We start from the raw sequence: 24,126 nt of genomic DNA, 5'->3' as shown, positions 1-24,126 counted from the left end.
ACCATTACGGATAACAAGAGATGACGACGCACACTGACGACTCCCCGCAACCGATTGGCGAACTGGCCATCCAGACCATCGCCATGCCCCAGGACTCCAATTGGCATGGAGATATCTTTGGCGGCTGGCTGGTTTCCCAGATGGATCTGGCCGGCGCCGTGACCGCGCGCAAGAAAGCCCGCGGCCGCGTGGCCACAGTGGCCATTGATTCCATGGCCTTCCTGCGTCCGGTACCCATCGGTGCGGTAGTGAGCTGCTACACCCAGCTGCAGGACATCGGCCGCAGCTCCATGCAGATTCTGGTGGAAGTGTGGATTCGTGAAGACACCGGCACCCTGTCCAAGGTAACCGAGGGGCACTTCACTTTCGTGGCCATCGATGACACCGGGCGCACCCGGGTGGTGCCGCAGGACTAGTTTCAAGCCTCAAGCTACAAGCTGCAACGCGGGCAGGACCTGGAGCCACACGGCACCGGTCCTGCCCGCGTTTTTTTGTGGGTGGGAAAACAGAAAAATGCGGCCCTACACGACACGAGAGAAGCCGCCAATTCTACCGACGTCAGCCAAAGCTGTAGTAGCACCACTTGAGGTGCGAACCTGCGGTGATTGTGGCACTTGCCTGGCTGGCTAATGCTGGCCTGCAGTTTCATCGCACCGATAAAGGTGTTTGTCCTCGCCGGACAGGCCCAAAGGGGTGTAACGCGACACCCCTCTGGACTCCCCCGCGCCCCGACTCCGTTCGGCCTGCTCCGCAGGCACACTCCGGTACTCAGGATCTGGCGGACGCAAAAAAGACTCGCTCCGCTCAGACAGGTTTTTTGCTCTACGCCGCCAGATCCTTCCGTTCCTCGACTCACTCTAACGGGAAGATGCCGTGCTGATGGCATTGGCGTTCTTTTCTTACGCAAACGCTGAGGGTTGCTGTAGGAGCATCTCTTGAGGTGCGAACCGAGCGCAGCGAGGCGACCGAAGGGAGATTCTTCTTCAGGGAGTTGCCGAGTCCCGGGGGATCTGATCGCCCCGGGGTTGATTAGGCGCTTTAAACAGCGTTTCTGGAATCCTTACCTCGCTTGGGCTCGGATCGCTTGCAGGCTCGTTATTCGCTCCGCTCACCCTGCGGGCCGCACTGCGTGCGTTACTTCGCTACGCTACGCTCCTACAGCAGCTTCGTAGAAATGCAGAACCCCGGGAACTTTTTTCGGTTTTCCCATCCAATCAAGCGTAGCTTGTAGCTTGTAGCTTGTAGCTTGTAGCTTGTAGCTTGTAGCTTGTAGCTTGTAGCTTGTAGCTTGTAGCTTGTAGCTTGTAGCTTGTAGCTATCAGCCTTCCAGCTCGCTGCGGATGTTCAGGTATGGCTGCTCGGCGATGGCCATGGTTTGCAGCGACTCATCGCGGAACTTGCGGTAGGAGTCGTACACCTTGCGGGCGTCCTTGTTGTCCGCCACCAGCGCCTCGACCACTTCATCACTGGCCTCTTTCAGCGCTTTCAGCACATCGTCCGGCAAGCGGCGCAGCTTGGTGCCGTGCTTGTTGACCAGCTCGTTGAGCGCCGCATTGTTGCGGGCGGTGTACTCGTCGAGCATGTCCTGGTTTTCTGACTGGGCCGCGTAGCGGATGATCGCCTGCAGGTCCGCCGGCAGGCTGTCCCACACCTGCTTGTTGATGGTCAGTTCCAGGGTCGGGCCCGGCTCCTGCCAGCCCGGATAGTAGTAGTACTCGGCCACCCGGTGCAGGCCAAAGGTCAGGTCGTTGTACGGCCCCACCCAGTCGGCGGCATCGATAGCACCTGTCTGCAGGGAGGTGAACACTTCCGCGCCGGGCAGCTGCACCGGGGTCGCCCCCACCTTGGCAATCACCTCGCCAGCCAGGCCAGGCATCCGCATCTTGAGGCCTTTCATGTCCTCGATGCTGTTGATTTCCTTGTTGAACCAGCCGGCCATCTGGGTACCGGTATTGCCGCAGGCAAACGGCTTCAGGTTGAACTGGGCATACAGCTCATCCCACAGCTCCTGACCACCGCCATGGTGCAGCCAGCCATTCATTTCCTGGGCAGTCAGACCAAACGGTACCGCGGTGAAGAACGGCGTAGCCGGGTGCTTGCCCTTCCAGTAATAGGCGGCACCATGGCCCATTTCCGCGCTACCCTGGCGCACCGCATCGAACACCTCAAAGGCTGGCACCAGTTCCTTGGCCCCATATACCTTGATCTTGATCCGCCCCGCAGACATTTCTTCCACCCGCTTGGCGAAGCGATTGGCGCCCGCTCCCAGGCCGGGATAGTTCTTCGGCCAGGTGGTAACCATCTTCCATTCGTAGGTTTGCGGCTGGGGCTTCTTTTTGTCCGGCTCACCGGCAGCAGTCTGCCCGTCTGCCGGCGGGCAGTCCTTCTGCTCACACCCTGCCAACGCCATGCCACCCAGCCCCAATCCCAGGGCAGAAACGAATTTACGACGGTCCAATTTTTCTTCCTCCGATGAAGGGCGGCAGTGCTCTGCCGCTTTCGGGTTATCTGTTGTCGCCTGACGCTGGACGCCGGATGCCTGACGCTATCTACAGGCAGCGTCCCGCATCCGGCAGTCTCTCCAAGCGCTTCAGGTTTTGTAGGGCGGAAATTGCCGAAGGCAATCTCCGCCATCAACGCCACCGGCAATGCCATGTCGGAGATGGGCTCACACCCATTTCCAACCTACGCCGCGCTTTTGCCGTCCGGCATCCAGCGTCCGGCCTCAGGCGGGCCGAAGGCCCTATATCACTTCCAGGCGCGCGTACTGGCTGACCAGCCATTTGGTGCCCGCGTCATCAAAATTGATCTGCAGCCGCGCATTGGGGCCCTGGCCCTCGAAATGCAGCACGGTGCCCTCCCCGAACTTGGGATGCAGCACCCGGGCGCCCAGCACGATGCCGTTGGATTCGGTTTCCCGGATCGGCTTGCTGCCCCCGCCCATGGGGCGGCTAAACCCGGCCCGGGCACGGATCTCTTCCATGGCGTCCGCAGGGATCTCGCGCAGGAAGCGGCTGGGCGGGTTGTAGTTTTCATTGCCATAGAGGCGACGGCTTTCCGCGTGGGTGAGGTACAGCTCGCGCATGGCGCGAGTCAGGCCCACGTAACAAAGACGGCGCTCTTCGGCCAGACCATTGGGGTCCTCGCTGGAGCGCTGGTGGGGGAACAGCCCCTCTTCCATGCCACAGATAAACACCACCGGAAATTCCAGCCCCTTGGCGGAGTGCAGGGTCATCATCTGCACCGCATCCTCATGGGCATCCGCCTGACCTTCGCCGGATTCCAGCGCCGCATGATCCAGGAAGGCGGTGAGCGAGTCCATTTCGGAATCCTCGTCTTCCTCGCCAAACTCGCGGGTAGCAGACACCAGTTCGCGCAAGTTTTCCTGCCGCTGCTGGCCCTTCTCGCCCTTTTCCTTGCCATGGAAGGCCACCAGGCCACTGGCCTCAATGACGTGCTCGGCGGTTTCACCCAGATTCAGGCCATCACATTGCTGGCTCAGCTGTTCCACCAGATTGAGGAACACCGCCAGCGCGTTGATGGCCCGAGCGGTAAGCAACTGCTCACTGACAATGGCCTGGCCCGCATCCCACAGGGAGCAACCGCGGGACTGAGCCACCTCGCGCAGGGTTTCCAGGGTCTTGTTACCGATCCCCCGGGTGGGGGTATTCACGGCCCGCTCAAAGGCGGCATCCGCATGGCGGTTACTGATCAGGCGCAGATAGGCAAGGGCATTCTTGATCTCAAGACGCTCAAAGAAGCGCTGACCGCCATAGATGCGGTAGGGGATCCCGGCTTGCAGGAAAGCTTCTTCCAGCACCCGGGACTGGGCATTGGAGCGGTACAGAACTGCCATTTCCCGGCGCGCGGTCCCTTCCTGGAACAGCTTGTCCACCCGCCCGGCAATAAAGCGGGCCTCATCCACCTCATTGAAGCCGGCATACAGGCGAATCGGGTCGCCATCACCGCCCTCGGTCCACAGCTCCTTGCCGAGACGATCGCTGTTGTTGTCGATCACCGCATTGGCGGCCTTGAGGATAGTACCGGTGGAGCGGTAGTTCTGCTCCAGACGAATGGTGCGGGTATCCGGGAAGTCGCGGCTAAACTTGTGGATGTTCTCGATCTTCGCGCCACGCCAGCCATAAATGGACTGGTCGTCATCACCAACGATGGTCACCGCATTGTTCTCATCCGCCAGCAACCGCAGCCAGGCATACTGAATGCTGTTGGTGTCCTGGAACTCGTCCACCAGAATATGGCGGAAGCGACGCTGATAGTGGCCACGCAGGCTGTCATTGTCGCGGAACAGCTCCAGCACCCGCAGCAGCATCTCGTTGAAGTCCACCAGCCCGCCGCGCTCGCAGGCTTCTTCGTAGCCGTAATAGATCTTCTGCATGGTCTGCACAAACAGGTCGCCATTGGCGTCCATATGTCTGGCGCGCAGCCCTTCATCCTTCTGGCTGTTGATAAACCAGGTGGCCTGACGGGCCGGCCAGCGCTGTTCATCCAGCCCCAGCTCCTTGATCACCCGTTTCACCAGCCGCTGCTGGTCATCGGCATCGATGATCTCAAAGCCCTGGGGCAGCCCGGCTTCCTGCCAGTGGGAGCGCAGCAGACGGTGGGCGATGCTGTGGAAGGTACCCACCCACATGCCCTCGGCAGACATATCCAGCAGCTGCTCGATACGGCCGCGCATCTCGGCGGCCGCCTTGTTGGTGAAGGTCACCGCCAGAATGCCAAACGGCGAGGCCTGCTCGGTGGCGATCTGCCAGGCAATGCGGTGCACCAGCACCCGGGTCTTGCCGGAGCCGGCCCCGGCCAACACCAGCAAATGGCGATCATCGGCCGCCACCGCATCGCGCTGGGCCGGATTCAAACCATCAATAAGGGAAGTCACGTCATCCATGGCGCGGGAGTTTAGCAGAAACTGGCCAAGGGAGACGCCGCTAGCGTGTTATTCAGCCGCCGGGTGACATAGTTGCTACATACTGGCAGATAATGGCTGTTCCCCTTGCTGGCCCCTGTGGGTACACTGAGAAACAAAAACACTCGGCCAAAAGGCCAGAGGATAATAATCAAGGTGTCTTTGCAGTCTCCGAATAACCGCGCCTCCGCCCCCTTCAAGGGCATCCTGACTGAGCAGTGCCAGCTACTGTTCAGCGGCATTCTTGTGCTTTTTGTTCTGGAAACCGCCAGCGCTGCGGTAATGACCTATTTCTACTGGGACAGCCCCGCCTCGCAGAGCATGCTGATTGGCTGGGCCGCCCTGTTCACGCTGGTTCAGCTGGTTCGTATACCGCTACTTTTCATGGCCCGACAAAAGCTGCTCCACGATGAAATCAATGCCAGCTGCCGAACTGCCCTGTCCGCGCTGGCCCTGACGACACCGCTGCTGATCGGCATGGCCGGTTACCTGTTCAATCCCGTGGAACTGCTGTTCCGCCCGGACATGCTCTCCATGCAGCTGCTGTGTGCCAGCATTGGCCTGGGCTTGGGCACGCTGGCGCTGGCCGCCTACAGCAGCCACTTCCCCACCGTGTTCCTGTACCTGCTCATGCTGCTGGCGCCGATCATGGTGCGCCTGTCACAGACCCAGGCCGAAAGCGAGCTGTCGCTGCTGGTAATGATGATGGTGCTGGGCCTGTTTTTCCTGCTAGCTGCCCGCCGCATCCACAACACCGGCCACCAGGCCATGATGCTGCAGGCCAGCAACCGTTCCCTGATCGATTACCTGAACCGGGCGCGCAGCGATGCCGAATCCCTGAACGAGAAGCTGGCCCAGGAAATCTACGAGCGAAAGGAAGCCCGTCAGCGCCTGCAGGAAACCAATGAGCGGCTGGAAACCATGGTGGCCGAGCGCACCCAGGCCCTGGAAGAATCCAACAAGGCCCTGGGCGCCACTGGCGAACGGCTGGAGCTGGCTCTGGAAGCCAGCAATATCGGCCTGTGGGACTGGATGCTGGATACCGGCCGCAACTACCACACCAATTTCGACCGCCTGCTCGGCTATGACAGCGCCTACTTCAAAAACTTCTTTGGCGATCTGGAAACCCTGGTGCATCCGGATGATCTGACCCGGGTACGCCGCGCCATGGTCTCCCACTTCAAGGGCGAGAGCGATCGCTACCATGCGGTCTACCGTCTGCGTCATGCCGACGGCGACTGGCGCTGGATCGAGGATGATGGCCGTGTGGTGCGCTGGTCGGAGAAAGGCCGCGCCACCCGCATGATCGGTACCCGCCGCGATATCACTGAAGACCGCCAGGCCCAGGAACAGCAGCGACTGGCCGCCACCGTGTTCGAAAATGCCCCGGAAGGCATCTTCATTCTCGACCACAAGTTCCGCTTCCTGGCCGTCAACGCCCGTTTCGAACAGATCACCGGTTACAGCGAATCCATGGTCCTGGGCAAGCAGGTGCTGGATCACCAGAGCACCCAGGCCAACCGTGACACCTATGTGGAAATCACCAACGCCCTGAAAGAAGCCGGTTTCTGGGAAGGGGAGATCAACGAGACCCGTCGCAACGGCGAATCCTTCCCTGAATGGCTGCAGGTCAGTGCGGTGCGCGATGAGCAACGTCGGGTAATCCGCTACGTGGGCATGATCTCGGATCTGACCACCCGCAAGGAAACCGAGCAGCAGCTGCAGTTCCTGTCCAACTACGATCGTCTCACCGGCCTGGCCAACCGTTCCCAGTTCCGTGAGCACCTGCACAAGTCACTGACCCTGGCTCGCCTGAACCGGGAGAAGGTGGCGCTGCTGATGATCGATCTGGACCGCTTCAAGCCGATCAACGAATCCCTTGGCCATGAAATCGGTGACCGCCTGCTCAAGCTCGCCGCCGAGCGCCTCAGCCAGTTTGCCGGCGAAGAAGAGCACCTTGCCCGGGTCGGCGGGGACGAATTCACCCTGCTGGTAGAGAAATACAGCAGTGAAGCGGCCATCAGCCAGCTGTGCCAGAAACTAATCAACGCCATGAAGAAGCCGTTCCATATCGACGGCCATGAACTGCTGCTGGGCGCCAGTATCGGCATCAGCGTGTTCCCGGACAGCGCCAAGGAAGCGCAGAGCATGATCAACCAGTCCGACATGGCGGTGTATCAGGCCAAGCGCAGCGGCGGCAACAACTTCCAGTTCTACCGCGGCAACATGCGCGTGGCCTCGGTGGAGCAACTGGCGCTGGAAACCAGCCTGCGCAAGGCCATCTTCAAGAACGAATTCGTGGTCTACTACCAGCCCAAGATGGAGCTGGCCAACAACCGCATCACCTCGGTGGAAGCCCTGGTACGCTGGCAGCACCCCACCATGGGCCTGATCCCGCCGTCCGAGTTCATTCCGCTGGCCGAAGAAACCGGCCTGATCTCCGCCATCGGTGAGCTGGTTCTGGAACGCTCCTGTCGCCATGCCCACAAGTGGTTCAAGCAGGGCCTGGGTGACATTACCGTGTCCGTGAACCTGTCTGCCCACCAGTTCCGCAAGGGCAACGTGGCCGAGATCGTCGACCGGGTACTATCCAGCACCGAGCTGCCACCGCAGCTGCTGGAGCTGGAACTCACCGAAAGCCTGATCATGGAAGACATGGAGCAGAACATCGAAATGCTCCAGCAGCTGCGCAAGCGGGGCATTGAGCTGGCACTGGATGACTTCGGCACCGGCTATTCCTCACTGAGCTACCTGAAGCGTTTCCCGGTAGACACCCTGAAGATCGACCGCTCCTTCATCATGGACCTGGACAAGAGCCCCGACGATGCCGCCATCACCCGCGCCATCATCGACATGGCCCACAGCCTGCAGATGAACGTCGTCGCCGAAGGCGTGGAAACCGAAGAGCACCTGTCCATCCTCCGCGACATGGCCTGCGACACCATCCAGGGCTTCCTGATCAGCAAGCCGGTGCCGGAAGAAGAGCTGGTGGAGTTGTTGCATACGCAGGCGTATAGACAGGCAATTGATAGTTAATAATTAATAGTTAATAACTCGCGGGGCGCCCATGCAGGCCCTGGAATGCAAGAGGCCGCGCCCATAGTCTGGACGCGGCCTCTTGCTTTTCAATTACAAACAACGCGCGTTCGCGCCGTTATTAATTATTCACTATTAATTATTAATTAAGCAGTTCCAACGTCCCCTCCGCCTCAAAAAACCCCGAAAGGTGCCTGCGAAGCCACTCTTCCAGCAGCCCTTCGTTGCGCAGTTTTTCGAGGATTGGCGGGGCGAAGCGGCGGGCGTCGTCGAGCATCATGGCGCGGGTCACGCCAAGCTCTTCCAGCAGATCCACCAGACCGGTGTCGCCATACTTGTCGAAGAAGGCCAGCACACCGGTTTCCAGCAGGCCGTTGAAGGCATCGGTGTGGCGCAGGTCGCGCCAGTACTCGAAGCCAATCACGAACAGCTCCTGAATATCCTCGCTGCTCAGCAGCTCGCGCAGATCGCCCACCGGCCGCTGGGCAAAGTCCTGCCAGCCCACCAGTACCAGCTCACGCAGCTCGTCCAGATTCTCGTCGCGGTACAGCCAGGGGTCACTGAGCAATTGCTCGGTGCGGCGCAGCAGCCATTCCTGCATGCGCGTATCGACACTGTTTACCCAACGGCTGGGCAGCCGCTTGGCCAGCTGGTCGCGCAGGGCCGCCGGCATGCCCTGATGCAGCAGGGTCTTGATACCCATCTGGGCACCACCGGCCAGCAGCGCCAGCAACACCGGGTTACGGCCCAGCCAGGCCATGCTCTGACGGGACAGGGGGATCTCCAGCACCTTGTCCAGCAGGGCCATGATCACGTCTTCATCCACCACATCGGCGATCAGCCGTTCACTGTCCACCGCCTGCTGATAGAACTCTTCCACCATGTCGCCCACCAGTTCCGGGATGGCGCCACTGATATCCATCTCGATGGCGTACTTGCGGGCAGTCTGATGGATCTGCTGTGGGGTCACCCAGGCATTCAGCGGGTACTCCGCCGCCTTCTCCAACAGGAAGTCCAGCTCGGCCTCAATAAAGCCATCCAGCTGCGCTGGTGCCAGCCGGTCCAGCAGATACGCCACCAGACCATCAAGCAGGCGGTTTGCTGTGTCGCGGGGGGTTGTCGTCATTTGTGTCAGTCCTGAAAGAAAAAGTCCTTGATGCAGATATTAGCCATTGTATCATTCAATGATGTAACAGTTAGGGAGGTACGCAACTATGAACGTATCCATTTTGCCTATTCGTCGTAATCTCAAGTTCAACCTGAACCCGGCCAAGGCCCTCACCTGGCACAAGGACGGCCTCAACGTCAGCCAGTTCCTGAATACCATGAGCCTGTTTTTCCCGGTGGGTGAACGCTTCTTTATCGACAGCGTACGCAAATACCGTGATCAGATCACGGATCCCGACCTGCAAAAGGCCGTTACCGCCTTTATCGGCCAGGAAGCCATGCATGGCCGCGAGCACGACGAGTACAACGGTTTCGTCGCTGACGCCGGCATTCCCCTGCACGCCCAGGAAGCGGCGGTGGGCAAGCTGCTCCAGGCCGTACAGGACTATACCCCGGACGCCTTCCAGCTGGCAGCCACTGTGGCTCTGGAGCACCTGACCGCCATCCTCGGCGGCGGCCTGCTGGACCTGCCGGAAATCATGGAAGGCTCCGACGAAGGCTACAAGGCCATCTGGAACTGGCATGCGCTGGAAGAAACCGAGCACAAGGCGGTGGCGTTTGACGTCTACACCACCGTGATCGGCGATGACAGCAATGTGGGCGCCTATGCCCTGCGCACCAGCACCCTGGTGGCAGCCACCGGCATCTTCTTTGCCCTGATGATCCCCTTCTACGTGCACAACGTCCGCATCAAGGGCGGTCTGTTCGACCTGAAAGGCTGGGCAGCGGTAGCCAAACACACCTGGGGCCGCAAGGGCATCTTCCTGAACATCACCAAACCCTGGCTCGACTGGTTCAAGCCCGGCTTCCACCCCTGGGACCACGACAACCGCGAGCAGCTGGAGAACTTCGAAAAGCTGCTCGGCGACATCCTGCGGGATGCTGCCTAAGCGTTTTTAACATCACCTAGCTCTCCCTTTTCTACGGTGATTCCTGGGCCGGCACTTTGTGCCGGCCCTTTTTTTGGCCGCTCCGCGGCCCGCATCACGCTGCACGCACCACGCAACAACACGACTCCCCACTTGGTGCCAACTTGAGAACCCCGGAGCCGTGCCTCAACCGTGGATGCAAACCCACAACAACAGCGCGAAGTTAAGGCCTTGCAGGCTGGCTGGGCATGCCCTCCTGTTGTTGCGTGGTGCGTGATGCGTAGAAGCCATTGACTGTTACATTGACCGATGTAATGATCAGGCAACTCAAATAACAACCCGGAGGCGATATGACCGCATTCTGGACCCCGGACCAGCAGGCGCTGGCGCCGTACCTTGAGGCAAAAGGCCTCGCCGAGAAATGCTTGCAGATCATCGCCGCCGCTCTGCAGCCCGGCATGACTGAAACCGATTGCCAGTTGCTGATTCGTGACTGGCTGCGTGCCCATCAGCTGTTCGATCCCGCCCGGCCGCCGCGGGTGCGCTTTTCCGGCCGTCCGGCCCGCCGTCGCTTTGGCCTGAACAGACCCGGAAGGCGCCGTTATCGCCCCGGCATGAGCTATATACTGCAGTGCGATGCGGTGCTGAATGGCTATGCCGCCAAGGCCGCCCTGTGCGGTCCCGAAGGGCATACCCAGCTGGCCCCCCTGCAACAGCAGGTGGACGCCTGGCGTCAGGCATTGCCAGAGGCGCTGGCCCGGGGGGAAACGCCGCAGCAGGTCGCCGAGCAGTTCCCGGCCATCCGCCAGCACTATCGTCTGGCACCGATCACCGGCAACCTGCCAGAAGGCAACCGCATTGGTGAAGGCGCGCTGATCCAGGGCCTGTGGCAATGGCAATACAGCCTCAGCGAGGCCGGCCATGGCATGGCAGGCAGCGCCTTCCTGATTGTCGATGACCTCGGCGCTCGCTGGCTCAATGAGCCCGCCGACGCGCTGGGTATCAACAGCACAAACCTTACACAGTAAAAGAACAACGAGGCCCGGCATGGTGCAATGGCGTGACAGCAAGGTAACCCGCAACGGCGTGGAGCTGACAGTACGAACCTGGAGCGAAGACAAGAGCCCCAGCGTGGTACTGATTCATGGCTATCCCGATGCCAACCATGTCTGGGAAAAGGTTGCCGAGCGGCTCAGCCAGGACTTCAAGGTGGTGGCCTATGATGTGCGCGGTGCCGGCCAGTCTTCGGTCCCCAAAGGGCGCGCCGCCTACAAGCTGCGCGAACTGCGTAACGACCTGCACGCCGTGCTGGACGCCACCTGTCCCGGCGAAAAGGTCCATCTTGTGGCCCACGACTGGGGCTCTATCCAGACCTGGGAATCAGTCACCGATCCCGGGGCCGAAGAACGCATTGCCTCTTACACTACCCTGTCCGGCCCCTGCCTGGATCACGTAGGCCAGTGGATGAAGGGCAATCTGAAACAGAACCCGGTCGCGGTACTCAACCAGCTGGCCCACTCCTGGTACATCATGGCCTTCCAACTGCCATTGCTGGCCCCGACCCTGTGGAAAGCGGGTCTCGCCAAAGCCTGGCCCAGGGTGCTCGAGCGCACCGAGAATCTCCATACCGAAGCCAGCCCCAGCCAGCTGAAAGACGGCGTGCATGGCATCGAGCTGTATCGTGCCAACATGCTGCCGCGCCTGATGATGCCCCGTGAGCGCTTTACCAAGGTGCCAGTTCAGCTGCTGGTGGCGCAGCAAGACAACTACGTGCGCCCGAACATGCTCGAAGATCTGCCCAGGTGGACCGATCGCCTGTGGCGACGGGAGCTGGATACCGGCCACTGGGGCCCCCTGCTGCAGCATCCGGACACCACCGCTGGCTGGGTACGCGAATTCATCCAGCACATCGAAGGCGCCCCCGCCAGCGCATCGCTCAAACGCGCCGAGGTCAATACCGACCGGCAGTCCGCGACGGATAGCAGCCAACCGGGCACCGGCAGCTACGCCTCGACGAAGCACCCGTAGGCGGGACACCGGCGGAGATCGGCTCACGCCGATTTCCGCCCTACGCAGGGCGTTTCCAACAACGCGGCTGTAGGAGCCTGCCTGCAGGCGATCCGAGCCCTGGCGAGGTAAGGATTCCAGAAGCGAGTGACGAGTCACGAGTTTCGAAAATCAAAAAACAGCAGCCAGATGCGGGGGTTGAGGTTTTGCCTTTCGAAACTCGCTTCTCGTAACTCGACACTCTTACCTCGCTTAGGCTCGGATCGCTTGCAGGCAAGCTCCTACAGCGCGAGCCCCTGATGAGCAGCCCTCCACCCACCCCCATGTGCGCGGCCAACACCCAGACACCCCACTCAAGACTGTCCCGCGTTGTTGCGTGATGCGTGTTGCATGGTGCGTGCTCCGTTCTAGCGCCTGTGCAAAAACCGGGCTATCATCGCAGCCATGACAACCAGTGACCGTAACCCCGCAGCCATCCTGCGCAGCCTGAAGAAATACACCCAGACTGACGCAGAGGACGCCCCGGCAGAAGCCGGCAAACACAAGGAATACACCATTGACGAGCTGGCTCGCGAGGGCGGCTCGACAGTGCGTAACGTGCGCGCCTACCAGGATCGCGGCATTCTGCCGTCCCCGGAAAAACGCGGCCGCACTGGCATCTATACCGACGTGCATCTGGCGCGCCTGAAAATCATCGGCGCCCTGCTGGAACGAGGCTACACCCTCAATAATATCCGCGACCTGCTCAGCGCCTGGGAACAGGGCCGCGAACTCAACGACATTCTTGGTCTGGAAGTGGCGGTTACCACCTGGCAAAACCCGGTGGTGCCTTCCTACCTGGATTACCAGAACCTGCTCGACGACTTCGGTGAAGACATCACCCCGGAAGTGATGACCAAGGCGGTGAAGCTGGGCTACATCATCCCCGAAGGCATGCGCCTGCGTATCCCCTACCCGCGCGTCTACAACGCCGGCAAGGAACTCAGCGAAGCGGGCGTGCCGCTGGATGCGGTGCTCACCCACGTGACCCTGGTCCGCGAGGAAGTGGATAAACTGGCCGAGCGCTTCATCGGCATGATCATCCATCACCTGGTAGACGAAAAGTACGGTGACGACGCCCTCCCGGAAGGCGAAGACGTACCCAAGCTGGCCGACTTCATCACTCGCATCCGCCCCCTGGCCGATGCCGTGGTTAGCGACGAACTGGGCCGGGTACTGGAAAAGAGCATCAACAAGATCCTCGTCGACCGCCTCGCCAACGTACTGGCGCATATCGAGAAGAACGGCTGAAAAGCAGCTGCAAGCCACAAGCTACAAGGCGCGAGACCGGTTTTCCTGTTCTGCGCCTCAGTGCCCGCGCCATTACCAGGGAACGCGGGCACGGCCACTCAAAACCTGCCGACCTGATCCGCGTTGCAGCTTGAGGCTTGTAGCTTGCCCCTCATAGCTCGTAGCTCGTAGCTCGTAGCTCGTAGCTCGTAGCTCGTAGCTATTATTCCCCTTCATCCTCCCCCATCCATCCCCTGCATTTGTCTATTCCCTCCATCAGCGTTAGCGTTCCCTTTCTATAAAAACGATTTCCGGGAGAGCGACGCATGCGTGCGATTTTGTGCAAGGAACTGGGACCGGCGGACAAGCTGGTAATTGAAGACATTGCTTCCCCCGAACCGGGCAAGGGCCAGGTGAAGATCAAGGTGAAAGCCGCGGGGCTGAATTTTCCGGACACCCTGATCATCGAGGGCAAGTACCAGATCAAACCGGAGCTGCCGTTTTCACCGGGTGGGGAAATGGCCGGTGAAGTGATCGCCGTTGGTGAAGGCGTGACCCGCTACCAACCTGGTCAGCGCGTCATGGGCCTGACCGGCTATGGCGCCTTTGCAGAAGAAATTCTGGCCCCGGAAAGCAATCTGATCCCGGTGCCTGACGGCATGGACGATCACACTGCCGCCGCCTTCTCCATGGTCTACGGCACCAGCTACCACGCCCTCAAGCAGCGCGCCAATATCCAGCCCGGAGAAACCCTGCTGGTGCTGGGCGCCAGTGGCGGCGTGGGCCTCGCTGCTGTGGAACTGGGTAAGGCCATGGGCGCCACCGTGATTGCCGCCGCCAGCAGTGCCGACAAGCTGGCCGTGGCCAAAGAAGCCGGTGCCGACGATCTGATCAACTATGCCGAAGAAGACCTCAAGGACGCCCTCAAGCAGCGTTACCCGAAAGGCGTGGACGTGATCTACGATCCAGTGGGAGACAAGTTTACCGAAGCGGCGCTACGTAACATGGCCTGGAACGGCCGACTGCTGATCGTCGGTTTCGCTGCCGGCGACATCCCGAAAATCCCCGCCAACCTGGCGCTGCTCAAAGGTTGCTCCATCGTCGGCGTATTCTGGGGCGCCTTCACCCAGCAGGAACCGCAGGCCAACATCCAGAACATCATGGAACTGTTACAGCTGTTCGGCCAGGGCAAGATCAAGCCGCGCATCAGCCAGGTGTTCAAGTTCGAGGAATATGAGCAGGCCCTGGCGGCGCTGACCTCTCGGACGGCCAAGGGCAAGGTGGTGCTGGAAGTAACCGCCGACTGAGTTTGAAAATCGCAAGCTGCAAGCCTCAAGCTACAGCGCGACGGATGATGGGTTGTTGCTTTTATGCTTCACCCGCGCTTAATGGCTGGACGCGGGTGCGGAATTTAAAAACGCAAAAAACCTGACCGCACCTTGTAGCTTGTGCCTTGCAGCGGTTTCTATCGCCCACTCTGATCAATAATCTGCCCCGGGGCGCCGGCCTGCAGCTTCTCGCGAAGCCAGTCCGGTACCGGGGTTTTTTCGAACGGTTCCGTGGTCATCATCACGTAGACAGCTTGCGAGGTTGCGATCGCTCTCGCTTCATCCGCATGGCGAATATCTGCCTTCAGGGCGAAGGAGGTATTGCCGATATGCTCGGCTGATACGAATACCTCAAGCACATCATCAAAACGCGCAGACGATTGCCATTCCGTGCTCAGCTTCACCACCTGGTTATCCAGTCCCTGCGCCAGAATACTGCTGTAGTCACAGCCCAATGCACGAAAAAATTCTGTCATGGCAATATCCACGTAATCACCATAGCGGGCATTGAAAACCACTTTCTGGGCATCGCACTCGTTGTAGCGAACGCGGAAACGAAAACAGAATGGGTTACTCATCATATCCTCTGGTTCAATTACCTGATCGGCCTTCGGGCGATACCGTTGAGCGAAACGAATAACTGGTGATCTTCTAAAAAAGAATGAAAACGCCTCTGGGATTCTTACCTCGCTTAGGCTCGGATCGCGAGCAGGCAAGTTATTCGCTGCGCTCACCCTTCGGGCCAGCCTTCGGCTGTTACCTCCGTTGCACTCCGGTTCCTACAGCGGCTTCGTAGAATCTCGGGAACTTTCCGTCCTTCCCTAATCCAACCAAGCGTAGCTTGTAGCTTGTAGCTTGTAGCTTGTAGCTTGTAGCTTGTAGCTTGTAGCTTGTAGCGAATCCTCTTAAAAAAATCGCGCGATAGGCAGTCGTGACAGAATCGCCGCCAACACCCTTCGGGCAAGACTGGCACGAGGTTCGTGACTTAACAGCACCGGTGTTCCCGCTTCATCCACACCGCCCCAACGTAATCGATTGCCATCCATTTCCAGTCGATAACTATTGATTGGCGATAGTCCTTCTTCAATAAATTCTGCCACCTGTTTGCCGAGCGTCTCCGACACCACGTAGTACCCCATCTCCGTATTCAGATGCAGGGAGCGAGGATCCATATTAAACGAACCAATAAAAATTTCCCGTCGGTCCAGTACCATGGCCTTGGTATGCAGACTGGCCAGTGAGCGGCCGCGAAACAAGCGGATCTGCCGTCTCATGGCATGGGCATGAGGCTGAAGCTCATGCAATTCCACTCCGCTCTCAATCAGGGCTTGCCGGTAGGGGGCATAACCGGCGTGGGCAGGAATAATGTCATTGGTCGCCAGGCTGTTAGTGAGCACCGCGGCACGGCCTCCCCGCTGTTTGAGACGTGCCAGTGCGGAGACAAAATCATCACCGGGAATAAAGTAGCTCGCCTCCAGCAGCAGCTCATGGTGATCCTCGCGATCCAGCAGACGAGCCAGCTGCTCCCCCATCATCGACTGTTTCGCGCCGGAGGCTTTTTCCGGGCTATCGAACAACAGTACCGCCGGCGCTTTTTCACACAGGGCTTCCTGTTTTGCCAGATAATCGCGAAAGAATGCTTCGTGCCGGGGAAACAGGTAGGGGTAGTTTTTCAGCGAGCTTCGCCACCGCGACAACCACTGCCAGATTTGTTCAGCTCGTCGGGGACGATAACGGCGCAGGGTTTTCAGCGGCATCGCCAGGTCACTGTGCCAGTAGTTTTCAAAGGCATCCCGTGTATCCGCCACGATGGGCCCGCTGGCAAACCAGTCCAGATCGCGGAAGTTGCTGGCCGGGTTTACCCCGAAGTAGTGGTCGGAAATATTGCGGCCACCCACCAGGCAACGTTCGCCATCGGCAATCCAGGCCTTGTTGTGCATGCGATGATTGAGCAGCGGTGCATGGTACAACCACTGGTGAAAATGCTTGAAGCGGCCATGGAAGGGATTGAACAAGCGCACTTCGATATTGGGGTGGGCATCCAGCGCCGCCCATTTCACATCGCGGCCGAGCTGGTTGGCATGGTCCAGCAGCATGCGCACCTTCACTCCTCGCCGCGCCGCTTCCAGCACCCGGTAGATCAGCAATTTGCCAGTGGTGTCGTCATCCCAGATGTAATACTGCACATCCAGGGTACGGGTGGCGAGGCGCGCCAGAGTGACACGCAAGGTAAAGGCCTGATCACTGTCCGCAACCAGGGACAGGGAAGAAAGGGGGGCAGTCAGGGATTCCACAACCCCTCCAGAATTTCAGGCATCACTAACCGTTCACCTTTGCACACTTCAACGCCTCACCATGCAGCAAACCGCGGCCCGGCTCAAGCTGTGCGAATGGCATCAGGCAGGCGCCCGTAACCTGGGCCGATTGAAAAGAATGGCAACGATACCCGCCAGGGCCAGTAACCAGCAGTAGTGAATGCTGCCAATCAATGCCAGCGGCGAAATTGAGGCAATGGAGCAGGCCAGCAGCACCTGGGCACCATAAGGAATCAGCCCCTGTACCACACAGGAAAAGATATCCAGCACACTGGCTGAGCGGCGCAAGTCGACACCATGATCATCGGCAATGTCACGGGCCATCTCGCCGGTGAGCACAATGGCCACCGTGTTGTTGGCCACAAACACATTGGCAAACACCACCAGCAGGGCAATACCCACTTCGCCGGCTTTCTGCAGTGGCAACTTCAGCAGCCGTGTCAGGCCATGGATGCGTTCGATTACCCAGGCTGTGCCGCCCTGATCCGTCATCAGTTGCGACAAGCCACCGATCAGCATGGACAGCAGCATGATTTCAAACATGCCTTCATAACCTTTCCAGACCGCCCCGTTGATTTCCGCCAGCCCATACTCCGGTTGAACCACCATGCCGGTAATACCGGCCACAAGAATGCCGATGATCAACACCGCCAATACATTCAGGCCACTCAGGGCCAGCCCGAACACCAGCAGGTAAGGGACCACGCGAACAAACTCGAACGGCTTGTGCTCCACCGCATGTTCACTGCCACCGGCCATCACCAGTACCACCAGGGTCAGCAACGCTGCCGGCAGGGCAATCCAGATATTCACCCGGAACTTGTCTTTCAGGGATACCCCCTGACTGCGGGTGGCGGCGATGGTGGTGTCGGGAATCATCGACAGGTTGTCACCGAACATGGCCCCGCCCACCACTGCACCCAGCGCCATGGGCAGGGACAGACCGGTGGCGGCTGCAAAGCCCACCGCAATCGGTGCGGTCGCCGCGATGGTACCCATGGAGGTGCCCATGGCCGTGGCGATAAACGCTGAAATCAGGAACAGTGCCGGCAGCACCCATTCGGCGGGAATAATGCGCAGCCCCAGCTGCACCGTGGCCTCCACACTGCCAATACTGTCGCTGACACTGGCGAAAGCGCCCGCGAGCAGGAACACCAGACACATGAGGATGATGTTGGAATGGCCAATACCGGCAAGCAGCCGCTCCACGCTGCTATTGAGATGCTGCCCGGCCAGCCGCGCCAGAATCATGGCCAGCACAATCGCCGCCATGGCCACCACCGGCGCCTTGATCTGGTAAAAGGCGAACTCGGTACCCGTGGAGGTGTAGTACAGGCCACTGCCGAGGAACACGGCGAGAAAAAACAGCAAGGGAAGTAGCGGCCAGGCACGGGGCGTCGGAGCGGATGGAGTCATGCTGGGTCCTGATCAATCAGTGATCAGCCCAGTGTAGGGATTTCCTCACCATGGCGATAGCAGGGCCCCAACGCACCGTTGGAACGTAGCGCAGCGGAGTAACGCACGCAGTGCGGCCCCGAAGGGGTGAGCGCAGCGAATAACCAGCCTGCAGGCGATCAGGAAAAAGTTACGAGTTGCGAGAAGCGAGTTTCGAAAGGCAAAACCTTCAAAGCACTCCGATCAGGTTTTCGCTACTCGAAACTCGCTTCTCGTAACTATCCACCTCATTCGCCCAGATACTGCGCGTCGGTGACCGGCTCCAGCCAGTCCACGTTGCTGCCATTGAACATCTCTGTCACGGCGATATGGCTCATGGCGGTGTCACTGGTAGCGCCATGCCAGTGCTTGTGTCCCGGCGGGCACCAGATACTGTCACCGGCATTCACTTCCACGCGCTCGCCGTGCTCACACTGGGTCCAGCCTTTTCCCGCCGTCACGATCAACAGCTGACCAAGCGGATGGGTATGCCAGTTAGTGCGCGATCCCGGCTCAAACGTGACCAGCGCCGCCGTCAATCGTGACGGCTCCTGCGCCTGCATATGAATCGGATCGATACGCACGCGCCCGGTGAACCAGTCCGCGGGCCCTTGTACGGAAGGTAGTGAACCGTTCTTTTGATGAATCATGGCGACGCTCCTTGTTTGAAAAAATCAACGGGTAGATGACGACACGGTGGATGCGCCCGTGCTCGTCAGGGCATGCCTGAACGCGAGTCACTGAGAAGCGAGTTTCGAGTAGCGAAAACCTGATCGGAGTGCTTTGAAGGTTTTGCCTTTCGAAACTCGCTTCTCGCAACTCGTAACTGTTTTCGCTTGCAGGCAAGCTCCTACAAACCATTAAACTGCCGACTTACCAGGGCTGATTGGCCGGACCTACGGTGAATTCATTCACCGTAGTATCGTCGGGCAGATCCATGGCGAAGGCCACCACGTCAGCGATGCGCTCCGGCGCAATGCCATAGGTGTCATACAGGCCTTCCATCTGCTCACGGGATGCCTTGTCTGTCATGGTGGTAAGCAGTTCAGTATTGATGGCGGCCGGGTACAGGGTGGCGGTACGAATGTTGGTGCCTTCCAGTGCGGATTCCATGCGCAGTACTTCCATGAAGTCACGGACAAACCACTTGGTGCCGCCATACACCGCGCCACCGGGGTAGGCCTTCAAACCCGCCACCGAGGACACCGCCAGCACGTGGCCGGATTTCTGTTCCACAAAGGTGGGCAACACCGCCGCCACACCGTTGAGCACACCCTTGATATTCACATCCACCATACGATGCCATTCATCCGTCTTCATGGCAGACAGCGGCGAGCTGGGCATCAGGCCCGCGTTGAGAAAAATGGAATCCACGCCACCGAAGGTGTCCTTGGCCAGCTGCACGATGCGATCGTTATCGTCCTGCACGGTGACGTCCAGCACCTGATACACCGCCTGACCACCGGCTGCGGTAATGTCATCGGTGATCCGTTTCAGGTGGTCTTCACGACGGGCACCCAGTACCACCTTGGCACCCTTGCTGGCCAGCAGCTTGGCGGTGGCTTCACCGATACCGGCGGACGCGCCAGTGATGATGACAACATTATCTTTGATCATGATTGTCTCCTGTTAACAGAAACGCCCTTGGGTGTTTCTTTTCTAAAATTTAAAAAATTGACTGCTTGATGACAGCTTTCAGGCCAGATTCTTTTTGAAAAAATCTGTCAGCTTGTCGAAGGGAATCTTGTCCAGCTGGTCATACAGGTCCACATGATTGGCGCCTTCAACAATCACCAGCTCCTTCGGCTCGGCTGCCGCCTCATAGGCCGTTTCACTGAAGTAGCGGGAGTGTGCTTTTTCACCGTGAATCAGCAGCGTCGGCCGTGGCGAAATTTCATCGATATACGTCAGCAACGGCATGTTCATGAACGACAGCGGATTGGTCACCGTGAATGACGCATTGGAGTTGATCGCGCGCGGATGGAAGCCGCGCTCTTTGGATTTGTAGTAACCGGCATACTCCACCACAAACTGCGGCTCACCGCCCTGCAGTTCCAGCGATACCGGACCGACGGCCGGCTTGCCGTTTTCCGCATCCACCCAACGCTGCTGGCTCAGCTGCTCCAGCGCGGCGGCGCGGTCTTCCTTACTCATGCTGTCGTTATAGCCCTTGGCCATCACCCGGCTCATGTCGTACATGGTGCTGGTGGCTACCGCCTTGATGCGCTTGTCCACCGCGGCTGCATTCAGCGCCATGCCACCCCAGCCGCACACGCCGAGGATGCCGATGCGGTTGCGATCCACATTGTCCAGCAGACCCAGCGCATCCACCGCCGCGCTGAAGTCTTCGGTATTGATATCCGGGGACGCCACATGGCGTGGCTCGCCACCACTTTCACCCGTAAAGGACGGATCAAATGCCAGGGTAATAAAGCCGCGCTCGGCCAGGGTCTGGGCATACAGGCCGGACGCCTGTTCCTTCACTGCCCCGAACGGACCGCTGACGGCCAGTGCCGCCTGCTTGCCACTGATGCCTTTCGGCAGATAGAGATCGCCGGCCAGGGTGATGCCGTAACGATTGGTGAAGGTGATCTTGCGGTGATCTACCTTGTCGCTTTTCGGAAACGTCTTGTCCCACTCCTTGCTCAGCGACAAAGAAGTGTCGGCAGAGGCGTTGGCACTGATGGCTCCGATGCTCATGGCGGCGATTCCTGCTCCAGTCATTTTCAGAAGGTTACGGCGGCCGGCATCCGGCACGTCATTGTCTTGCATCTCGCGTTGTTCGTTCACAGTGTCTCTCCGGTCTTGTCCAATCTGTTCTGTTCAATCATTGAGGATGGCGGACAGCGCAGTGGCCGCACGCTCACCCTGTTCGCTACCCACCTGCTGTTTCAGCGCCTCCACCAGTTGCTGTAACTGGCTCGGGGTCAGCCCCGCATTCATGCCGATGCCCATATGCGCCTGCAGCTGCGGCTCGGCGCCGGGAATGGCAGACAGCATGGCAATGGTGGCGATTTCCCGGTCCTGCCAGCTGAGGTTGTCGCGGGCAAAGATGTCGCCGAACAAATGGGTTTTCAGGTATTCATCCGCCGCCGGCGCAAACTCGAACAGCGGCCCTTTCACCGGCCCACCGGCCAGTTTGGTCTGGTTGGCCGTGCCCTGTTTCAGCAGGGCATCGCCTGTGGGGATCGGCGCCTGCGGGGTGTCTCCCTCGGCATCTTCAATACCCTGTTCACGCCGTTCCGCCAGCACCCCCATGAAGGAACCCAAGGCATTGAGGCTGCGCGGGAAGCCGGCGTAGGCATACAGCTGCACCAGCACTTCCTTGCCATCGTTCACGGTCATGCCGGCATCCAGCGCCTGATTGAGGGCGCCTTTCAAGGCATCCAGATCACCGGCGGCGGCAAAGGCTGCCACCGGGACAAGGGCCTGCTGTCGTTGATCCAGTGTTTGCTGCTCGTCCATGTTCAATGTCTCCGTGGTCTCGGCGTGTCCCCACAGTGGGGCCAGAAGCAGTCCCACCATCATTAGCAAGGTGGAAAGCGTTTTGCTGTTCATGGCATCACCCTATTGGCTGTACTGCTCGTCACTGACCTTTTCCATCCAGGTCACGTTGTTGCCTTCCTCATCCTGGCCGGTGACCACCAGATGGGTCATGGCGGTGTTGGGGGCCGCACCGTGCCAATGTTTGACGCCCGGCGGGCACCACACCACATCACCCGGTTTGATCTGCTCAATGGGTTTTCCCCACTCCTGAGTCAGCCCGACACCGTGGGTGACGATGATGTGCTGACCTTTGGGATGGGTATGCCAGGCGGAGCGGGCACCAGGCTCGAAGGTCACATAGGCACCGGAGGCATTGATCTGGTCGGTACCGGGAAACAGCGGGTCGATACGGGCCGCACCACTGAACAGTTTTTCCGGCCCGGCAACGGACGCCTGGGAACCGGCGTGTCGAATCTGTTGTTGCGCCGGCTCGGCCGATACCGCCCCCGCCGCCATCAACATGACGGTGATCATTCCTGTTTTCAGACCTGCTGCTTTCATCACATGCTCCTTATGGTGCCGAGTACTTGCGCCAGGCCGCCTCAGCGGCTGGACACCTGTTCAATGGTGACGGTCTTCTTGCCGTGGAAATTCAACAGCTCCAGCCCGCCGGTGATACGACCGAGGGGCACCAGTCCACGGGCATAGCCGAAGTCCTTGTAGAAGATCGCCAGGTTGCCCCAGGGGGCGTAGTAGGTGATATCGCCCACGGAAGGATCGAAACCGGCCGGCGCCTCTGCGGTGGATAGCCTGGCCGGCAGGTCCGCCACTTTTTCCGTGGCCGCATGATCATCCAGCTCCAGGGTCAGCGGCAGCAGGGCCAGAAAGTCGCGGCTGGCCGCGCTGTCATCCAGTTCCGCGGTCAGCACACCGGTATCGAATGTGATGCTGAGAAAGTGCATGGGCTGTCCCTTCTGCTGTTGAGGTGCTTCGGCAAGGCCTTGCACGGCGACCAGCAGCAAGCCGATGAAACACATCCGGTTGAACCACTGAGCACGCATCGCTTTCCTCCCGGGCAGGCCACCGACCCTGTTGCCGATGGCGTTTGCCGTGTATCCAAGATAGGCCTCGGGCCGGCCCCCAACAACCGCCGTTCGCTCATCGCAATCATGAATCCTGTGCATCAATACGGACGTCAAAGTTGATGTAAGATAGAAAAAAGCCGATATCACCCGATTTTTTTGATTGATAAAGCCATGGGTGGGCCGTCAGGCGGATAAGGATGGAGGCGCCGATGCGCGAAGAACTGAATGACATGACCCTGTTCATGGCCGTGGCCGAACACAAGAGCTTTACCCGTGCGGCGGCGCAACTGGACCTGTCCCAGTCGGCGGTCAGCCATGCGGTGCGCCGGCTGGAGGCCAACGTGGGCATCAAGCTGCTCAACCGCACCTCACGGCGGGTCTCTACCACCGATGCCGGGGAGAAACTGCTGGCTGCCCTGCGCCCCGGCCTGGGCATGATCCAGTCACGTATCGAGGAACTGCGCTTGCTGGGCGATGTGCCACGGGGACTGGTGCGGCTGTCCACCAGCAAACCCGCCCTGCGTACCGTGCTGTGGCCGCGGCTGTCGGAACTGATCCGCGACTACCCGGAGATCCAGATCGAGCTGAATCTGGAAAGCCGTATTACTGATCTGGCAGAAGAAGGATTTGATGCCGGCGTGCGGCTCAAGGAGTTTGCCGGCCCCGACATGATCGCCGTCAGTATCGGCCCGCCCATTCGTCTGGCGGCAGTGGCATCACCGGAGTACTTCAAAACCCACGGCGTCCCTGAACATCCTGACGATCTGGATGATCATGCCTGTCTGGCGCTGCGCTTTCAGTCGCATACACCCGCCTATGACTGGGAGTTCGAAAAGGACGGCGAAGAGATCGTCAAGAAAGTGAACGGGCCCTTTATTTTCAGCGAAAGCGATATCGCCGTGGAAGCGGCCCGGGCCGGCCATGGCATTGCCTTCGTCACCGAACCGGAAGTGATAGACGACATCGACCGCGGCACCCTGCGCCGGGTACTCGCCGACTGGTGCCCGCCCTTCGAAGGCTACGCCCTGTGCTACTCCGGCCGCCGCAATATCAGCTCCGCGTTCCGCCTGGTCATCGACCGGTTACGCTACGACCCGGCAAGGGATTAACGCTCCCACCCCCCCCCAACGACCCAACGCCCATCGTAGGAACGTAGCGCAGCGGAGTAACGCACGCAGTGCGGCCCCGAAGGGGTGAGCGCAGCGA

20 protein-coding genes are annotated in these 24,126 nt (G+C 59.7%); 8 read left to right on the top strand and 12 right to left on the bottom strand.

Going from position 1 to position 24,126, the window contains the following annotated elements:
- The first annotated feature begins 20 nt into the window (after positions 1-20).
- On the top strand, positions 21-416 hold the full coding sequence (locus MWU49_RS14075; protein ID WP_246973567.1) for an acyl-CoA thioesterase: 396 nt from the start codon (positions 21-23) through the stop codon (positions 414-416).
- Between the two features lie 902 nt (positions 417-1,318).
- Here the strand turns inward: MWU49_RS14075 and MWU49_RS14070 are convergent.
- Together MWU49_RS14070 and uvrD are read right to left on the bottom strand one after the other, a co-directional pair.
- Positions 1,319-2,458 (bottom strand): TRAP transporter substrate-binding protein, encoded by a 1,140-nt coding sequence (locus tag MWU49_RS14070; protein WP_246973565.1) that lies wholly within the window; start codon positions 2,456-2,458, stop codon positions 1,319-1,321.
- A gap of 285 nt (positions 2,459-2,743) precedes the next feature.
- On the bottom strand, positions 2,744-4,906 hold the full coding sequence (gene uvrD / locus MWU49_RS14065; protein WP_246973564.1) for a DNA helicase II: 2,163 nt from the start codon (positions 4,904-4,906) through the stop codon (positions 2,744-2,746).
- Positions 4,907-5,080: 174 nt separating this feature from the next.
- On the opposite strand from uvrD, the gene MWU49_RS14060 reads away from it, so the two are divergent.
- Positions 5,081-7,960, top strand: coding sequence for an EAL domain-containing protein (locus MWU49_RS14060; RefSeq protein ID WP_246973563.1), 2,880 nt, complete (start codon positions 5,081-5,083; stop codon positions 7,958-7,960).
- A 142-nt stretch (positions 7,961-8,102) separates the two neighbouring features.
- On the opposite strand, the gene MWU49_RS14055 is transcribed toward MWU49_RS14060, so the two are convergent.
- Complete coding sequence (locus MWU49_RS14055) at positions 8,103-9,086, bottom strand: hypothetical protein (RefSeq protein WP_246973561.1); 984 nt, start codon at positions 9,084-9,086, stop codon at positions 8,103-8,105.
- Positions 9,087-9,174: 88 nt separating this feature from the next.
- Between MWU49_RS14055 and MWU49_RS14050 the strand changes: the two genes are divergently transcribed.
- The 5 genes from MWU49_RS14050 to MWU49_RS14030 all read left to right on the top strand — a co-directional run bounded on the left by MWU49_RS14050 (position 9,175) and on the right by MWU49_RS14030 (position 14,579).
- Positions 9,175-10,017 (top strand): metal-dependent hydrolase, encoded by an 843-nt coding sequence (locus MWU49_RS14050; RefSeq protein ID WP_246973559.1) that lies wholly within the window; start codon positions 9,175-9,177, stop codon positions 10,015-10,017.
- A 329-nt stretch (positions 10,018-10,346) separates the two neighbouring features.
- On the top strand, positions 10,347-11,024 hold the full coding sequence (locus tag MWU49_RS14045; RefSeq protein WP_246973557.1) for a M24 family metallopeptidase: 678 nt from the start codon (positions 10,347-10,349) through the stop codon (positions 11,022-11,024).
- A 19-nt stretch (positions 11,025-11,043) separates the two neighbouring features.
- A complete protein-coding gene (locus tag MWU49_RS14040; protein WP_246973555.1) occupies positions 11,044-12,024 on the top strand; it encodes an alpha/beta fold hydrolase in 981 nt (326 codons plus the stop codon).
- A gap of 423 nt (positions 12,025-12,447) precedes the next feature.
- Positions 12,448-13,293, top strand: a complete 846-nt coding sequence (locus MWU49_RS14035) for a MerR family transcriptional regulator (RefSeq protein ID WP_246973553.1) — start codon at positions 12,448-12,450, stop codon at positions 13,291-13,293.
- Between the two features lie 305 nt (positions 13,294-13,598).
- Positions 13,599-14,579 (top strand): NADPH:quinone oxidoreductase family protein, encoded by a 981-nt coding sequence (locus MWU49_RS14030; protein ID WP_246973550.1) that lies wholly within the window; start codon positions 13,599-13,601, stop codon positions 14,577-14,579.
- A gap of 158 nt (positions 14,580-14,737) precedes the next feature.
- Here the strand turns inward: MWU49_RS14030 and MWU49_RS14025 are convergent, their stop codons facing one another.
- The 9 genes from MWU49_RS14025 to MWU49_RS13985 form a co-directional block, all read right to left on the bottom strand.
- On the bottom strand, positions 14,738-15,178 hold the full coding sequence (locus tag MWU49_RS14025) for a thioesterase family protein (protein ID WP_246973547.1): 441 nt from the start codon (positions 15,176-15,178) through the stop codon (positions 14,738-14,740).
- Between the two features lie 327 nt (positions 15,179-15,505).
- Positions 15,506-16,894: a phospholipase D family protein gene (locus tag MWU49_RS14020; RefSeq protein ID WP_246973544.1), complete on the bottom strand. Its 1,389-nt coding sequence runs from the start codon at positions 16,892-16,894 to the stop codon at positions 15,506-15,508.
- Between the two features lie 102 nt (positions 16,895-16,996).
- Positions 16,997-18,331 (bottom strand): Na+/H+ antiporter NhaC family protein, encoded by a 1,335-nt coding sequence (locus tag MWU49_RS14015; protein ID WP_246973542.1) that lies wholly within the window; start codon positions 18,329-18,331, stop codon positions 16,997-16,999.
- Between the two features lie 266 nt (positions 18,332-18,597).
- Positions 18,598-18,999 (bottom strand): cupin domain-containing protein, encoded by a 402-nt coding sequence (locus MWU49_RS14010; RefSeq protein ID WP_246973540.1) that lies wholly within the window; start codon positions 18,997-18,999, stop codon positions 18,598-18,600.
- Between the two features lie 223 nt (positions 19,000-19,222).
- Positions 19,223-19,966 (bottom strand): SDR family oxidoreductase, encoded by a 744-nt coding sequence (locus tag MWU49_RS14005; protein WP_246973538.1) that lies wholly within the window; start codon positions 19,964-19,966, stop codon positions 19,223-19,225.
- A 78-nt stretch (positions 19,967-20,044) separates the two neighbouring features.
- Positions 20,045-21,139 (bottom strand): alpha/beta hydrolase, encoded by a 1,095-nt coding sequence (locus MWU49_RS14000; protein ID WP_246973536.1) that lies wholly within the window; start codon positions 21,137-21,139, stop codon positions 20,045-20,047.
- Positions 21,140-21,172: 33 nt separating this feature from the next.
- Entirely contained in the window at positions 21,173-21,907 is a 735-nt protein-coding gene (locus tag MWU49_RS13995; RefSeq protein WP_246973534.1) for a carboxymuconolactone decarboxylase family protein, read from the bottom strand.
- A 9-nt stretch (positions 21,908-21,916) separates the two neighbouring features.
- Entirely contained in the window at positions 21,917-22,396 is a 480-nt protein-coding gene (locus MWU49_RS13990; RefSeq protein ID WP_246973532.1) for a cupin domain-containing protein, read from the bottom strand.
- A gap of 41 nt (positions 22,397-22,437) precedes the next feature.
- Positions 22,438-22,896, bottom strand: coding sequence for a cyclophilin-like fold protein (locus MWU49_RS13985; protein WP_246973531.1), 459 nt, complete (start codon positions 22,894-22,896; stop codon positions 22,438-22,440).
- A gap of 233 nt (positions 22,897-23,129) precedes the next feature.
- On the opposite strand from MWU49_RS13985, the gene MWU49_RS13980 reads away from it, so the two are divergent.
- Positions 23,130-24,029 carry a LysR family transcriptional regulator gene (locus tag MWU49_RS13980; RefSeq protein WP_246973529.1) on the top strand — a complete coding sequence of 300 codons (900 nt, stop codon included), beginning with the start codon at positions 23,130-23,132 and terminating at the stop codon, positions 24,027-24,029.
- The last annotated feature ends 97 nt before the right edge of the window (positions 24,030-24,126 follow it).

The sequence above is a fragment of the Alcanivorax sp. S6407 genome (assembly GCF_023016115.1).
Classification (GTDB): domain Bacteria; phylum Pseudomonadota; class Gammaproteobacteria; order Pseudomonadales; family Alcanivoracaceae; genus Alcanivorax.
The sequence above is the reverse complement of the archived record's forward strand: the minus strand, read 5'-3'. Positions and strand labels throughout refer to the sequence as shown.